Genomic DNA, 14,943 nt, shown 5'->3' on the forward strand with positions numbered 1-14,943 from the left:
TCAGGGGCTCTATCCGTTTTTTTTCAGAGGCGTACGTATGAAACTCCGGGTCGGCGCTTGCGCCTTGATGTTGGTTTTGGCCGGGTGCAGTGGGGAAAGCCCTGAATCGGGCGTGGCAGGGATGCGTGGTGTTGCCGCAAGCAAGGCGACCGGCAGCCTGCCGACGTCGCTCCCCTTGGCCCGTGCGATCGGGGCGTCCATCGCCAACGCGCCTGACCGCGGTTCGCTGTTGTCCTACCCCAATAAAGCGGCGCCAACCAAGCAGGAAGGTGCCTACACATGGTACCCGACGGCCATCAGCGAAGCCCACGCCTTCAAGGGCATCGCCACCGGCGAAATGACCGTGCCCTCGCCGGATGGCAGCCAAGTCAAGCTGCGCTACGAGCGCCACGTTGAAGAGATCGACGGCAACTGGACGTGGATCGGCCGGGTGGTTGGCGGCGATCCGATGCAGGAAGCCATCATCACGTTCGGTGAGAAGGCCGTGTTCGGCTCGATTCCGCAAGCCAGCGGCAAGCCGGCCCTGAGCCTGCAGACCCGCAATGGCAAGGTGTTCGCGGTGCAGACCGATCCGTCGAAGGTTGTGTCCGCAACCAAGGGTCATGTCGACATCATGGTGCCTGAGGCAGCTTCGCTGCGCTCGTCCATGGCGGCGGCCGTCGGCCAGTCGGCGCAGGTCAGCCAGAGCGCCACCGCAGTGGCGCAGGCAGCGCCGCCTACGGCAGCCAATACGATCGACGTCGCGGTCGGCTACACCCCTGAGTTTGCGACGGCCAACGGCGGAGCTTCCGGTGCTGCGACGCGTCTGGTGTTCCTTGTCCAGGTAGGCAACCAGGCCTTCGCCAACAGCGACGTCAATGGCTACCTGCGAATCGTGAACGCCTTGCAGGTCAACTACACCGATACCAACACCAATCAGACAGCGCTGCGGGAATTGACCGGTAGCACGGGCAACTCACCCGTCACCATACCGGCCAGCTTGGCACCCCTGCGGACGGCGCGTGACCAATACGGTGCCGACATCGCGATTCTGGTGCGCAAGTTCAACACGCCGGAAAACGAAGGTTGCGGCATCGCGTGGTTGAACGGTGCAGACCAGAGGGACATCACGTCGGCGGACGCGGCTTGGGGCTATGCCGTGATCAGCGATGGTTACGACACCGGCACCGATGGCAAGACGTACTACTGCGCCGACGAGACGTTGGTGCACGAAGCCGCGCATCTGATGGGTTCGGCACATGATCGTGCCAACTCCACAGCCCCGGGGCCCAATGGCACCACGGTTCTTCAGTATGGCCGTTACCCATATTCTTTTGGCTACAAGACGTCGGCTGCCGCCGGCAATTTCTATACGGTGATGGCTTATGGCGATACCGGGCAGATTGCACATCGCATCTTCTCGACGCCGCTCAAGAGCACCTGCGGTGGTTCAGGCAACTTGGCCTGCGGCGTGGCAAACAGTGAGGACAATGCGCGAAGCTTGAATCAGACGATTCCGGTAGTGGCGCAGTTCAGGGCGACCGTTGTGCCCTTCATCGGCAAGGACATTAGCAATGACTTGACTGGTGATGGCAAGAGCGAGCTGCTGTGGAAGTCCGGTAACGATGTGGTGTATTGGGAAATGAATGGCGCCAATGCCGCTTCCACCAAATATTGGGGGAACACGGGTGACGCTGCGCTCTCTCCCATCGCGACCGGCGATCTGAATGGCGATGGCAAGGCGGATCTGGTGTTTGATGCGCGCAAGCCGTCCGGAAACTACCTGCTTTTCTGGATCAGCAGCGGAACTTCGTACACTACGCGTGGCATGCCCTATGGCGGTAGCTGGGTTCCGTTCGGCGCTGCGGACGTGAACGGCGACGGCAAGAGTGAGCTGCTCTGGCGCTCCGGAGCTGATGTCGTGTACTGGATCATGAACGGCGCGACCATGGAGTCGAGCGTGTACGCCGGCAATCTCGGCGAAGCGGACTTTGCCCTTGTCGGAAGCGGTGATCTGAACAGCGATGGTCGCGCGGACCTGATCTTCGACTTGCGCAAGCCGTGGGGAAACTACTTGCGCAAGTGGGTCAGCAATGGCCAAGGCGGCTTCAACGTAAGCACTGAAGCTTACGCCGGTGCTTGGGTGCCCTTCACCATGGCGGACGTTACTGGAGACGGCAAGGCAGAGTTGCTGTGGCGTTCGGGTAGGGATTTGGCGTACTGGACGATGAACGGTCCGACTTTCGTTTCGAGCACCCATATGGGGACTTTGAGCGATGCCGAATTTGTCGCTGCCGCCAAGGGCGATTTCAATGCCGACGGCAGGGTCGACTTCATCTTCGATCTGCGTAAGCCGTGGGGCAACTATCTCAGCAAATGGATCTCGAACGGCACGTCCGGTTATGTCGTGACCGTTGAAGCTTACTCGGGAACCTGGCAGCCATTTGATCCCACGCTCTGACGCTGCTCCATCCGACGAGTCAGCTACCGCCGCGAACGTATCGCGGCGGTAGCTGCAATCATAGATTCTGGTAATTCGGCCCCGAGCCGCCTTCCGGCGTCACCCAGTCGATGATCTGGTATGGGTCCTTGATGTCGCAGGTCTTGCAGTGCACGCAGTTGGCGGCGTTGATCTGCAGGCGCTTGCCGGTGCCGTCGTCGACGATTTCGTACACGCCTGCCGGGCAGAAGCGTGTGCAGGGGTTGTCGTATTCGGCGGCGCAGCGGGTGATGCAGACAGAGGTGTCGTGCACGCGCAGGTGCACGGGCTGGTCCTCGTCGTGTTCGGTGGCGGCGTAGTAGACGCCCTGCAGGCGGTCGCGCGGGGCGAGCGTACGATCCACGTAATCGCGCTTGGGTTCTTCGTACTCGCCGATCTTGTCGAGCGAGGACCAGTCAGGCGTGACTTTCAGTGTCCACGGCGAACGACCACCGACGGCGGTTTCCCAGGCGGCGTTGGCCATGCCGAACCACAGGCCTTTCTTGAAGCCGGGCTTGATGTTGCGGACGGACTTCAATTCGGCCACCGCATCGGATGCGCGCAGTTTCGCGTCGAAACCCTGGGGCGCCAGCTGCGACGACACCAGGTGCTCGGCCGCCAGCATGCCGCTGCGGATTGCCTGGTGCGTGCCCTTGATCTTGGGCACGTTGAGCAGGCCGGCGGTGTCGCCGATCAGCAGGGCGCCGGGCATCTCCACCTTCGGCAGCGACTGCCAGCCGCCGGTGACGATGGCGCGCGCGCCGGCGGAAAGAATGCTGCCGCCTTCAAGGATCGGCTTGATCAGCGGGTGGTTCTTCCACTGCTGGAAGGCCTCCCATGGTTTGTACTCGGGGTCCTTGTAGTCCAGGCCGCTGACGTAACCGAGCGCGATCTGGTTGTTCTCCAAATGGTAGAGGAAGCTGCCCCCGTAGATGTCGTTGCTGGCCGGCCAGCCGAGCGTGTGCACGATCTTGCCCGGGGTGACGCGGCCTTCGGGCACCTGCCACAGTTCCTTGATGCCGATCGAGTACGCCTGCGGGTCGCTGTCCTGGTCCAGTGTGAAGCGCTTCACCAGTCGCTTGGTCAGGTGGCCGCGCGCGCCTTCGGCCAGCACGGTGACCTTGGCGCGGATGTCGATGCCCTGCGTGTAACCGGATTTTTGCGTGCCGTCCTTTGCGATGCCCATGTCGCCGATACGCACGCCGACGACCTTGCCGTCGTCGTCATGCAATGTTTCGGCGGCAGCGAAGCCCGGATAGATCTCGACGCCCAGCGCTTCGGCCTGCGGCGCCAACCAGGCGCACATGGCGCCGAGCGATACGATGAAGTTGCCATGGTTGCGCATCCCGGGCGGCACGATCGGGAACTTGCGGCCACCGTCCTTGCTGAAGTACCAGAACTCATCGTCCGTGGCCGGCACGCACACCGGCGGCGGATTGTCGCGCCAGCCCGGGAGCAGCGCGTCCAGCGGGCCGGGTTCGATCACCGCGCCGGACAGGATGTGCGCGCCGATCGTGCTGGCCTTCTCGATCACGCAGACCGAGACATCCGGGTTGAGCTGCTTCAGCCGGATGGCGAACGCGAGACCCGCAGGGCCCGCGCCGACCGTCACGACGTCGTACTCCATCACATCGCGTTCGACATCGGACATCGGGTTCAGCTCCAGCGTGGCATTAGGCTGGCGGTATTTTCGGGGTTTGCACCGGGCGGGGCAAATCCGCCAGCATCCTCCCCATGACCATACCGCTGCCGCTGCCTGCGAATGGAATCGATGTGGCCCTGCCTGGCGCGTCGCTGACACTCCTGCCTGACTGGCTAGAGCGCGAGCGGGCTGCCCGGCTCTTCGACGAATTGCGCGACACCTTGCCCTGGAGCGTGCACCGCCTCCGGATGTTCGGACGTACGGTCGACTCCCCACGGCTCAGCGCGTGGATCGGCGACCCGGGCGCAACCTACCGGTACTCGGGGACCGACTTCGCGCCGCATCCCTGGACGGAGGCATTGTCGGCGCTGCGGGAGCGTCTCGAGAGAGAGCTCGAGGTGCCCTTCAACAGCGTGCTGGCGAATCTGTACCGCACCGGGCGCGATGCGATGGGGTGGCACAGCGACGACGAGCCGGAACTTGGACCACAGCCGGCCATCGCGTCGGTCAGCCTGGGCGGCGTGCGCCGCTTTGCGTTGAAGCATCGCCAGGATGCCACCTTGCGCCGCACGTTCGAACTGCCGCACGGGAGCCTGCTGGTGATGGCGGGCGATACACAGCATCTGTACCGGCATGCACTCCCGCGCACGGCGCGCGAGGTGGCGCCGCGCATCAACCTGACGTTCCGCTGGATCGAACCCGCGCGTCGCCGCTGATGCCGGCTCTGCGCGCTGCGTGGATCAGCGGGCAGCCTTGGGGTCGCCGTTGCCGGACACGAGCACCCAGCCGACGATGTCGGCGGTCGCCGCTTCCAGCGCCTGCTCGAAGGCTGTCGCTACCTGGGCGACGTCGATCCCGCCCGCAGGACGCTGCTGCAGGAAGGTGCGCGACGCGACGACGCGCTGGTCGCGGTTGTTGACCAGCTTGGCGTTCACTTCGACGACGGCCTCCGGCTGGGAGCCACCCGCGTAATCGGCCTCGAAACGGCGCAGGTCCATGACCAGCCGGTAGTCGCCCAGGATGCCGGCGTCGGCACTGGCGACGGCGGGAATCCGACCCGAATCCTCCAGCGTGCGCTGCACCGCATCCTGCAACATGTCGGTCGCCGGCAGCGCCCATGACACACCGCGATAGACCTGCAGTTCGCCAGGCATCGGCCGCACGCTGATGCGCGGGCTGTCGATCACGCGCGCAGCCGTGGGCTTGGCGATGACGAGCGACCACGCAACGTTGGGCCAGTCCGCCCGCGCGGGCACGCGGACATCGGGCGCGTAGATGGTCACGGGGTCTCGCTGTTCGCTGCCCAGGATGGAGCAGCCAGCCAGCGCAAGTGCAAAGGGCAGGGCGAGGAGGAATCGCTGCGGCTTCATTTCGGGTCGAACTCCTTGGGTGCGTCGCGGCCGAGCAGGTAGCGCGCGGGATTGCCTTCGAGGCGGTCGCTGACGCGGCGCAGGTCGCGTACCAGGCCGCGCAGTTCGGTCAGCGTGGGACCGAGCTGGCCCAGGCCATCGTTGGCGAAGCTGTTGATCGCGGCGCGGTTCTCTCCCAGGATCGCATCGGCGTTGCCGGCGGCGGAATCCAGTTTCGCGAGCGTTCTTTCCAGCTTGTCGAGGATCCCCGGCAATTCGCGCACCAGGTTCTTGTCCAGGCGCTCGATGGTGCCGTTGGTGGTGGTGAGGGTCTTGTCCAGGTTCTGGGCGGCATCGCGGGCACTGACGATCAGTGATTCCAGGCCATCTTCGCGGCTGGCCAGCGAATTGCTCATCGACTCCAGGTTCTCCAGCGTGGCCGTAATGCTGGCGACATTCTTGTCGCTGAGCGCCTGGTCGAGGCGTTCGACGATGCGGTTGGCGGTGTCGGTGATGTTCTGCAGCGCCGACGGCGCGGTCTGGATCACCGGCGCCTCGCGTGTGTCGACGCTGGTCAGCGAGGGAGCCTGCGGCGTGCCGCCGCTGAGCTGGATGATGGTGGGGCCGGTGAGGCTGGTGATGGCCAGTTTCGCGCGGGTGTCGGTCTTGACCGGTGTGTAGGACTCCACCCGGATGCGCGCGATCACCTGGCGCGGATCGTTGGGTGCCAGCGAGAGCTTGGTGATCGACCCCACCGCGATGCCGTTGTACTGCACCGGGCTGCCGACGGTCAGGCCGGTCACCGCTTCGCGGAAGACCACCTGGTATTCCTGCCAGGTCCGTTCGGAGGAGTACTTCGCCGCCCACAGGCCGAACAGCAGCAGTGCGCTGGCAATGATGAGGGTGAAGGCCCCGATGAGGACGTAGTTGGCGCGTGTTTCCATGGATCAGACCGCCGTTTGCGTGTTGAGGGCCCCGGGGGCCTGCTGTCCATCGCGCGCGGCGCGCGCGCGGGGACCGTGGAAGTACTCCTGCACCCAGGGATGATCGAAGCGCTCCACTTCGTGCAGGGGCGCTATCGTGATGACCCGCTGGTCCGCCAGTACCGCGACGCGGTCGCAGATGGCGTACAGCGTGTCGAGGTCGTGGGTGATCAGGAAGACCGTCAAGCCCAGGGCTTCCTGCAGTGTCTTGATCAGGCGGTCGAACGCCGCCGCACCGATCGGGTCCAGGCCGGCCGTGGGCTCGTCCAGGAACAGCAGCGGCGGGTCCAGCGCCAACGCACGCGCCAGGCCGGCACGCTTGCGCATGCCGCCCGACAGCTGCGATGGCAGCTTGTTGATGGCATCGGCGGGCAGGCCTGCCAGCTTCACCTTCAGCAATGCCAGTTCGTAGCGCCAGCTGTCAGGCAGCTCCGGGTGGTGTTCCTTCAGCGGCACCTGCACGTTCTCACCCACCGTCAGCGAGGAGAACAACGCGCCATCCTGGAACAGCACACCGGTGTTGCGTTCGATGTGCTGGCGTTCGGCCGGGTCGCCCGAGCGCGCGTTCACGCCCAGCACGGAAATTTCGCCCTCGTTGGGCTCGCGCAGCCCGAGGATCGAACGCATCAGCACCGATTTGCCGGTACCGGAGCCGCCGACCACGCCGAGGATCTCGCCGCGTCGGACGTCCAGGTCCAGGCCTTCGTGCACGGTCTGCTCGCCGAAGCGGTTGACCAGGCCACGCACCTGGATGATGGGGGATTCATCGGCCATGTGTCGTCACCAGCCCATGTGCATGAACCACAACGCGGCCAGCGCGTCGAGGATGATCACCAACGAAATGGTCTGCACCACGCTGGACGTGGTGCGTTCGCCGACGGACTGTGCGGTTCCCTCCACCTGCAGCCCCTCCAGGCAGCCGATCAGGCCGATCACCAGGGCGAATACCGGCGCCTTCGACAGGCCCACCAGGAAATGCTTCACCTCGATGGTGTCGTGCATCCGCGCGATGTACATCTGCGGCGGGATGCCGAGGTCGAACGCGCCGACGGTGACGCCGCCGGCCAGGCCCGCCATCATCGAAATGAAGGTCAGCAGCGGCAGCATCACCAGCAGTGCGATCAGGCGCGGGATCACCAGCAGGTCGATCGGATCCAGGCCCAGCGTGCGGATCGCGTCGATTTCCTCGCGGCTCTTCATCGCACCGATCTGCGCGGTGAAGGCCGAGGCGGTGCGCCCGGCGAGCACGATGGCGGTCATCAGCACGGCGAATTCACGCAGGAACGCGATGCTGACCAGTTCCACCACGTAGATTTCCGCGCCGAAATCGCGCAGCACGGTGGAGCCGAGAAAGGCGATCACCGCGCCGACCATGTACGACAACAGGATCACCAGCGGGACGGCATCCAGGCCCACGGCTTCCATATGCGCCACGGTAGCGGTGGGACGGAAGCGGCGGGGCTCCTTCATCATGCGGACCAGCTTGACCAGGTTCTCGCCCGTGAAGCTCAGCAGTGCGACGATTTCCTGGCCGTTCTCGTGCACGCGGTAACCCAGGCGCGAGAGTGCGGCCAGCACGCCGTAGTCGCGCTTGCGTGGCGGCCGGTCGTCGGCGACATCTTCAATGGTGCTGACCAGCGCGCGATGGTCGGCGCGGAACTCGATGTCCGACAGTTCCATCCCGCGCCGCTTGGCAAACCTCAGCAGTTGCAGCACGCCGGCCGAGTCGATCCGGCCGATGGCGGTGGCATCGAGCCGGTTGACCGCGTCCGGCAGCGTGCCCAGCTGCTCGGCCACCGTCAGCGCGCTGGCAAGCGTCCAGTCGCCCGCCAGCTTTGCGCGCTGGGGGTCGCCGGGATCGGATTCGTACTGCGGGCGGGCAAGGGCGGGGGTCATGGCGTCGCTCGGCCAAGGAGCATACAGGCTATCCCGCTGAACGTGAGCAGCACGCCTACAAACGCACGACGGCCCATGGGTTCGCGCAGCCACAGGGCGGCAAGCACCACCAGGAAGACCGAGGCGGACTCGTTGAGGATGGCCGCCACGGAGGCCGAGGTGAACTTGTAGCCGCCCAGCCACAGCACCATCGACAAGCCCTGGCCCACGAGCGCCGCCAGCACGAGCCGATGCCAGGCGACATCGCGCGGCACGAAGCGCATGCGCTGGCGCATGGAGGGCAGCGACGCAAGGAACAGCAGGCCCGCCATCGCGCCGCACAGGCGCAGCAGCGTCACCCACAGCAGGGGTTGCGTCTCCAGCGTGCGCTTCACCATCACGATGGCGACCGCCATCAATGCGATCGCCAGCAGGCCCAACAGGATGCCGCGCAGCGTGTGCTGCGGACGGGCTGCCTGCCCGCGCGCGGGCAGGCTGACCAGCAGCACGCCGCCGGCCACCAGGGCGAAGCCCAGCCATTGCATGCCGCCGAGGCGTTCGTCCAGGAACACGAAGCCCAGCAGCATTACGAGCGGACTGTAGAGGTTGCCGATGACGCCCATGCGCCCGGCGCCGAGTTCGTTGAGCGCGCGGAAATACAGCGTGTCCGCCAAGGCGATGCCGATCACGCCGCTGGCCAGCACGATGAGCATGTCGCGCACCGGCATCACGGGCCACGCACCGGCGTACAGCAGCAACGCCACCGGCGCCAGCACGCACAGCACCAGTCCGTTCTTGAGCAGGTTGAGGGTGAGCGGAGGCAGATGCACGCCCAGTTGCCGCGCAAGGATCACGCCCACCGCCCACGCGGCGGCACTGCCGAGCGCCATCGCTTCGCCGATTCCCACCGTGCCCCCTGACCCCATCGCCGATGCGTAGTGTAAGCAGGCATGCGTGAAGCCACGCGATGGCACTTGGGCGATACTGTGCCGATGGCCGACGACATGCTGCTTTCCGCCACCTACGCCCAGCGCATCGCATTCGTGTGCGAGATCGCCGGGCGCCTGCACAGCTACGGCACCACCGCACAGCGGCTGGAGGGAACGGTAGTAGGCCTGTCCCAACGCCTCGGCCTGGACTGCGAACCGTGGTCGAATCCCACCGGGCTGATCCTGAGTTTCAGCGATCCCGCTCGCCCGCTCGGGGCGAGCGACAGCACCCGGGTCATCCGTTTGGCGCCGGGCGAGACCGACCTGCACAAGCTGAGCGAGGCGGACCGCATCGCGGATGCGGTGTCGTCCGGACAGATGAGCATCGCCCAAGGCCACACCGCGCTGCGCGCGCTGGACCGCACGCCCAGCCTGCGCTGGCGGGCCATGCAGATCTTCGCCTCGGGGCTGGCGGCAGCGGCCGTGGCAGGGCTGTGGAGGCTGCCGTGGCTGGACATGGCCACCGCCGGCCTGATCGGCGTGATCATCGGGGTGCTCGGTGAACTGATCGCCCGTCGCCCGCAGATGAAGGAGGCCAGCGATGCGATCTCGGCGCTGGTGGCCGGTTTCGTGGCGATCCTGGTGGCCAACTTCATCGCGCCCCTGAACCTCAACACGGTGATCATCGCCTCGCTGATCGTGCTGCTGCCCGGCATGGCGCTGACCAATGCAGTGAACGAACTGACCAGCCAGCACCTTGTCTCCGGCGTGGCCCGTTTCGCTGGCGCGATGGCCACGGTGCTGAAGCTGACGGTGGGCAGCATGATCGCGGTGACGCTGGCGCAGCTGCTGGGCCTGTATCCGGAGGTGCGCGCATCGCGGCCACAGCCGGAGTGGGTGGAGTGGGGCGCGATGATCGTGGCGGCGTATGCCTTCGCCGTGCTGTTCAAGGCGCACCGCCGCGACTATTTCTGGGTGATGGCAGCGGCCATCGCCGGCTACAGCATCTCGCGCTACGCCGGCCAGGCATGGGGCAGTCCGGTAGGCATCTTCCTGTCGGCGCTGACGCTGACCGCAGCAGGCAATGCGTTCGCGCGCTGGGCCAACCGTCCCGGCGCATTGATCCGCGTGCCCGGCATCCTGATGCTCGTACCCGGCAGCACCAGCCTGCGCGGCCTGCTGACCTTGGTGCAGCAGCAGGATGTGGGCGTGGGACAGTCGGCGCTGCTGGCCGTCACCAACGTGGTGATGGCGCTGGTGGCAGGTCTTCTGTTCGGCAACCTGCTGATTTCGTCGCGCAAGAATCTCTGACGATACCGTTGGAGATGCGCGAGAGTGCACGCCCGGCAGGGCGGACACCCATGAAAAACGGGAGGCCAAGCCTCCCGTTTCCCTGCCGCATCGTCGCGATTACTTCTTCTTGATCAGGAAGTCGTCGGCCTTCTTGCCCTTCGCGATCAGCGCGGCCATCCAGCGCGGATGCTTGCCGCGACCGGTCCAGGTTTCCTTCGGGTTAGCCGGGTTGCGGTACTTCGGCGCGACCTTGCCGAGCTTCTTGCCGGCCCGCGGACCGGGCCTCGCCGCCGCCTTGGCGGGGCGCGTGCCCGGCATGCCGAACAGTTCCTCCAGCGTATAGCCCTCGGCCTTGGCGAACTTGGTGATCTTGCCACGGACGGTGGCAATGGGGGTTCGTTTGGCCAGCTTGGTCTGCTGTTCCTTGGCCTTGGCGATCAGGGCGCCAAGTTCCTTGGCGGACAGGTTACGCAGGTCGATCGACATCAGTATCTCCAGTCAGGAAGGGAAGCCCATCCTTGGCCGAATAATCATCTTAATCGACGAGTTAATCGCGGCACAAACCACGGTGATGCGTGGACGCGCGATGGCGCCCACGCATGCGTACGCACGATCAGCCGCGCAGGCGCGCGAGCAATTCGTCCCGGCCGATGTTCTCGGCGTCTTCGGCGCGACGTGCGCGATACTCGAACGTGCCTGCCGCCAGTCCGCGCTCGGACACCACCACGCGGTGCGGGATGCCGATCAGTTCGATGTCGGCGAACATCGCGCCGGGACGCAGTCCACGATCGTCCAGCACGGCCTCGATGCCGCCCGCCTGCAGGTCTGCGAGCAACTGCTCGGCCGCAGCGTTCACAGCGGCATCGTTCTTCGGGTTGATCATGCATACGGCAACGGCCCACGGGGCCATCGGCACGGGCCAGATGATGCCGTTGGCGTCGTGGTTCTGTTCGATCGCCGCCGCCACGATGCGCGATACGCCGATGCCGTAGCAGCCCATCGCCGGTGCGGCAGCCTTGCCGGTTTCATCCAGCACGGTGAACTTCATCGCTTCGCTGTACTTGCGGCCGAGCTGGAACACATGTCCCACCTCGATGCCGCGGACGATGCGGATCTCGCCGCCGTCGGCGGCCCTGTCGCCTTCCACCACGTTGCGGATGTCCGCCACGGTTTCAGGTTCAGGCAGGTCGCGGCCCCAGTTGACACCGGCAATGTGGAAGCCGGCCTCGTTGGCGCCCACGACGAAGTCGGACATCGCCGCCACGTCGCGATCGGCGACCACGCGGATCGCCTGCTTCGCGCCGATCGGGCCGAGGAAGCCCGGCTCGCTGCCCAGGTGGGCGAGGATCTCGGCCTCCGTCGCCAGCCGGTAATCGGCCAGCCCGGCGACCTTGCCCAGCTTGATCTCGTTGACGGTGTGGTCGCCGCGCACCAGCGCCAGCACAAAACCGGCGTCGGTCATGACGGCCACCGACTTCACCGTCCGCTGCAGCGGGATGCCCAGCAGCGCGGCGACGTCCTCGCAGGTTTTCTGCGTAGGCGTGGTCACCTTGTTCATCGTCTCCGACGCAGTGGGGCGCGGGCCCGGCGCCGCGGCCTGCGCCTTTTCCACATTGGCGGCGTAGTCCGAACCGGTGGAGAACGCGATGGAGTCCTCGCCCGAATCGGCCAGCACGTGGAATTCCTGCGAGGCATCGCCGCCGATGGCGCCGCTGTCCGCCTGCACCGCGCGGAAGTCCAGCCCCAGGCGGGTGAAGATGCGCGTGTAGGCCGCATGCATGTTGCGGTACTCGCGGACCAGGTCTTCATCGGTGATGTGGAAGGAGTAGGCATCCTTCATCACGAACTCGCGCGCACGCATCACGCCGAAGCGCGGGCGGATCTCGTCGCGGAACTTGGTCTGGATCTGGTAGAAGTTGACCGGCAGCTGCTTGTAGCTGGACAGCTCCTGGCGCGCGAAGTCGGTGACGGCTTCTTCCGCCGTGGGGCTGTAGCAGAACGCCTGTTCCTTGCGGTCGGTGATCTTCAGTAGCTGGCCGCCGAACTTCTCCCACCGGCCCGTCTCTTCCCACAGTTCGCGCGGCTGGATGGTCGGCATGATCATCTCGATCGCGCCGGCGTGGTTCATTTCCTCGCGCACCACGGTTTCCACCTTGCGCAGCACGCGCAGGCCCAACGGCGACCATGTGTACAGGCCGGCGGCAAGCTTGCGGATCATGCCCGCGCGCAGCATAAGCTGGTGGCTGACCAGTTCGGCGTCGGCCGGGGTTTCCTTGGTGGTGCGGAGGTGGAACTGCGACAGGCGCATCGGCATGGGGATCCGGGAGGGACGAACCGCCTATTTTGCCAGCGTTGGCCGCACCCGGGGCGGCGGCGGGTCAATCCGCGTCGGTCGCCGCGTCCCCGCTTACGTGGATGCCGGTCGGGACTTCGCGATCGATGCGCTCGAAGCGGCGGTCCTTCGGCGGCTGCTCGGTGATCTGCAGCACGCCGGCGTCGTCGCGCCAGCGATACAGCGAGGGGCGGGCGTCGCGGGCCTGGGCAGCGGCCGCCTGGTCCGCGCGGGCCTGCTTGCGTGATCCGGCATCCGGTGATTCGCGGGCCAGCCACCAGGCGACGCCCACGCCCAGCCCTACGCCCGCCACGATGGCCAGCCAGGCGCGCATGGAACGAATCAGGCTCCGGCGGCAGGCTTGCAGTAGGCCTTCACGGCGGCTTCGGCCAGGCTCTGCTGGTTGGCGCGCCCGGTGTCGTCAAGCGTGGTATCCGCCTTGCCGTCGCCATCGGTGTCCTGCTGCACGGGGCCCTTGCTGGTCGCCAGGACCTGCAGGTTCATGCGCGCGGTGGTGCACTGCGGATTCTCGACCGGCTTGCCGGCGGGCTGCGCATCGGGCGCCGGAGCACCGTATTGGTTGATGCGCCGGTTCTGCACGGTCTGGTTCGGCGGCGGGCTGTCCGAATAGTGGGTCACGCCGTTCTTGTCCTTCCACTGGTAGACCTGCTGGGCCTGCGCAGTGGAGGCGGTCGCTAGGCAGAGCGCCAGCACGGACAGGCAGGGCAGGAGGCGCATGGGAGGCTCCGGGATCACGGGAACCGCGATTGCAGCACCCCGGGGCCGCGCAGGCAAGCCGGGTGGCGGACCGCTGGGCTAAACTGCGACCCATGAACGAAATCAAGCCGCCCCCGCGCTCCCGCGGGATTTACCTGTTGCCCAACCTGTTCACCACGGCGGGCCTGTTTGCCGGCTTCTTCGCGATCATCGCCGCGGCCAACGGTCAGTTCGTGAACGCCGCCATCGCGGTATTCGTGGCGGGCCTGATGGACGGCATCGACGGCCGCGTGGCGCGGTTGACCGGCACCAGCAGCGAATTCGGCGTGCAGTACGACTCGCTGGCCGACCTGGTCAGCTTCGGCCTGGCGCCGTCGCTGGTGATGTACCACTGGTCGTTGGCGGCGCTGAAGTTCGACGGCGGCGTGATGGGGCGCGTGGGCTGGGTGGTCGCGTTCCTCTATGCGGCTTGCGCGGCGCTGCGGCTGGCCCGTTTCAACACGCAGGTCGGCACGGTCGACAAGCGCTGGTTCGTCGGCCTGGCCAGTCCGGCGGCGGCGGGACTGATGATGTCCTTCGTCTGGGCCTTCGCCGATGGCGAACTGGGCTGGACGGGCGAGGAGCTGCGCTATGTGGCCCTCGGCGTGACCCTGGTGGCGGCGCTGTTGATGGTCAGCCGCATCCGGTTCTGGAGTTTCAAGGGAACGGGCGAAGGCGGGGCGAAGGCCGACCGCATCCCGTTCGTCGTGCTGGCGCTGGTGCCGCTGGCGTTGGCGATCCTGTTCATCGACCTGCCGCGCACACTGTTGGCGGTGGGCGTGGTGTATGCCTTGTCCGGTCCGGGCTACTGGCTGTGGCAGCGCGTGCGCCGGCAGAAGGATGCCGCTGCATGACGCTCGCGGCGGACCGGTTGTGGTCGGCCGAGCAGCAGGGTTGGCTGCGCGCGTTGGGCCATACGGTGTACCTGCCAGCGGATTGGCCGACGGAAGCCGGTGCTGCTGTCGCGCAGGCCGTGGAAACGCCGCCTGCCCGTATCGCGCCCGATGCTCCTCCGCCCGCTGCCGTGCGTGCGCGTCCGCCTGCGCGTGAGGCCGTCGACGCCCCCCCGCCCGTGCGCCAGGCACCAGCGCCGCGAGCGCCCGGATCGCGGCTGCCGGACCGCCTGCACTTCGCGCTGATCCGCGCCTCGGGCTGCAATCCCAATGCGCCCGGTGCTGCGGAACTGTTCGCCCAGTGGCCCAGTTCTGCGGAGCTGCGTGGCAATCCGGCCGCCAAGCGCGCGTTGTGGCCCGCCCTGAGGCGGCTGCGGCGCGGAGCCTCCGCGTGAGCGCGCGGGGCGCCGAAGCGTCACCGGCGTCCGCCTCC

14 protein-coding genes and 1 pseudogene are annotated in these 14,943 nt (G+C 66.5%); 5 read left to right on the plus strand and 10 right to left on the minus strand.

The window, feature by feature from the left end:
* The first annotated feature begins 37 nt into the window (after window positions 1–37).
* Window positions 38–2,440: an FG-GAP-like repeat-containing protein gene (locus IB223_RS03180; RefSeq protein WP_192200216.1), complete on the plus strand. Its 2,403-nt coding sequence runs from the start codon at window positions 38–40 to the stop codon at window positions 2,438–2,440.
* Window positions 2,441–2,498: 58 nt separating this feature from the next.
* Here IB223_RS03180 and IB223_RS03185 read toward each other — a convergent pair whose 3' ends face one another.
* Window positions 2,499–4,109 carry an electron transfer flavoprotein-ubiquinone oxidoreductase gene (locus IB223_RS03185; protein ID WP_192200217.1) on the minus strand — a complete coding sequence of 537 codons (1,611 nt, stop codon included), beginning with the start codon at window positions 4,107–4,109 and terminating at the stop codon, window positions 2,499–2,501.
* 83 nt (window positions 4,110–4,192) lie between these two features.
* Here IB223_RS03185 and IB223_RS03190 point away from each other — a divergent pair, with 83 nt between their 5' ends.
* A complete protein-coding gene (locus IB223_RS03190; protein ID WP_192200218.1) occupies window positions 4,193–4,816 on the plus strand; it encodes an alpha-ketoglutarate-dependent dioxygenase AlkB in 624 nt (207 codons plus the stop codon).
* A gap of 24 nt (window positions 4,817–4,840) precedes the next feature.
* On the opposite strand, the gene IB223_RS03195 is transcribed toward IB223_RS03190, so the two are convergent.
* From IB223_RS03195 to IB223_RS03215, 5 genes are read right to left on the minus strand one after another with little or no spacing between them, the layout of a single operon-like run.
* Window positions 4,841–5,470 (minus strand): ABC-type transport auxiliary lipoprotein family protein, encoded by a 630-nt coding sequence (locus IB223_RS03195; RefSeq protein ID WP_192200219.1) that lies wholly within the window; start codon window positions 5,468–5,470, stop codon window positions 4,841–4,843.
* Window positions 5,467–6,393, minus strand: coding sequence for an MlaD family protein (locus tag IB223_RS03200; protein ID WP_192200220.1), 927 nt, complete (start codon window positions 6,391–6,393; stop codon window positions 5,467–5,469). Before IB223_RS03200 ends, IB223_RS03195 begins: the two co-directional genes overlap by 4 nt.
* A 3-nt stretch (window positions 6,394–6,396) precedes the next feature.
* Window positions 6,397–7,206, minus strand: a complete 810-nt coding sequence (locus tag IB223_RS03205; protein ID WP_192200221.1) for an ABC transporter ATP-binding protein — start codon at window positions 7,204–7,206, stop codon at window positions 6,397–6,399.
* A gap of 6 nt (window positions 7,207–7,212) precedes the next feature.
* A complete protein-coding gene (locus IB223_RS03210) occupies window positions 7,213–8,328 on the minus strand; it encodes an ABC transporter permease (protein WP_192200222.1) in 1,116 nt (371 codons plus the stop codon).
* Window positions 8,325–9,215: a DMT family transporter gene (locus IB223_RS03215; RefSeq protein ID WP_192200223.1), complete on the minus strand. Its 891-nt coding sequence runs from the start codon at window positions 9,213–9,215 to the stop codon at window positions 8,325–8,327. The genes IB223_RS03210 and IB223_RS03215 overlap by 4 nt, the downstream gene beginning before the upstream one ends.
* A gap of 84 nt (window positions 9,216–9,299) precedes the next feature.
* Here IB223_RS03215 and IB223_RS03220 point away from each other — a divergent pair, with 84 nt between their 5' ends.
* Window positions 9,300–10,547 carry a threonine/serine exporter family protein gene (locus tag IB223_RS03220; protein WP_192201227.1) on the plus strand — a complete coding sequence of 416 codons (1,248 nt, stop codon included), beginning with the start codon at window positions 9,300–9,302 and terminating at the stop codon, window positions 10,545–10,547.
* Window positions 10,548–10,652: 105 nt separating this feature from the next.
* On the opposite strand, the pseudogene IB223_RS03225 reads toward IB223_RS03220, so the two are convergent.
* The 4 genes and pseudogenes from IB223_RS03225 to IB223_RS03240 all read right to left on the minus strand — a co-directional run.
* Window positions 10,653–11,015 (minus strand): annotated as a pseudogene (locus tag IB223_RS03225) (H-NS histone family protein); the annotation flags it as partial.
* Between the two features lie 127 nt (window positions 11,016–11,142).
* Window positions 11,143–12,837: a proline--tRNA ligase gene (locus IB223_RS03230; protein WP_192201228.1), complete on the minus strand. Its 1,695-nt coding sequence runs from the start codon at window positions 12,835–12,837 to the stop codon at window positions 11,143–11,145.
* A 70-nt stretch (window positions 12,838–12,907) separates the two neighbouring features.
* A complete protein-coding gene (locus tag IB223_RS03235; RefSeq protein WP_192200225.1) occupies window positions 12,908–13,195 on the minus strand; it encodes a DUF4124 domain-containing protein in 288 nt (95 codons plus the stop codon).
* Between the two features lie 8 nt (window positions 13,196–13,203).
* Window positions 13,204–13,599 (minus strand): DUF4124 domain-containing protein, encoded by a 396-nt coding sequence (locus tag IB223_RS03240; RefSeq protein WP_192200226.1) that lies wholly within the window; start codon window positions 13,597–13,599, stop codon window positions 13,204–13,206.
* 92 nt (window positions 13,600–13,691) lie between these two features.
* Here IB223_RS03240 and pssA point away from each other — a divergent pair, with 92 nt between their 5' ends.
* Together pssA and IB223_RS03250 are read left to right on the plus strand one after the other, a co-directional pair.
* Window positions 13,692–14,471 (plus strand): CDP-diacylglycerol--serine O-phosphatidyltransferase, encoded by a 780-nt coding sequence (gene pssA, locus IB223_RS03245; RefSeq protein WP_192200227.1) that lies wholly within the window; start codon window positions 13,692–13,694, stop codon window positions 14,469–14,471.
* The gene (locus IB223_RS03250) at window positions 14,468–14,905 is read left to right on the plus strand and encodes an alanine acetyltransferase (RefSeq protein ID WP_192200228.1); all 438 of its coding nucleotides are present in this window, start codon (window positions 14,468–14,470) and stop codon (window positions 14,903–14,905) included. Before pssA ends, IB223_RS03250 begins: the two co-directional genes overlap by 4 nt.
* Window positions 14,906–14,943 lie beyond the last annotated feature (38 nt).

Origin of the sequence: Pseudoxanthomonas sp. PXM03, from assembly GCF_014852005.1 — a bacterium.
Taxonomy (GTDB): Bacteria; Pseudomonadota; Gammaproteobacteria; order Xanthomonadales; family Xanthomonadaceae; genus Pseudoxanthomonas_A.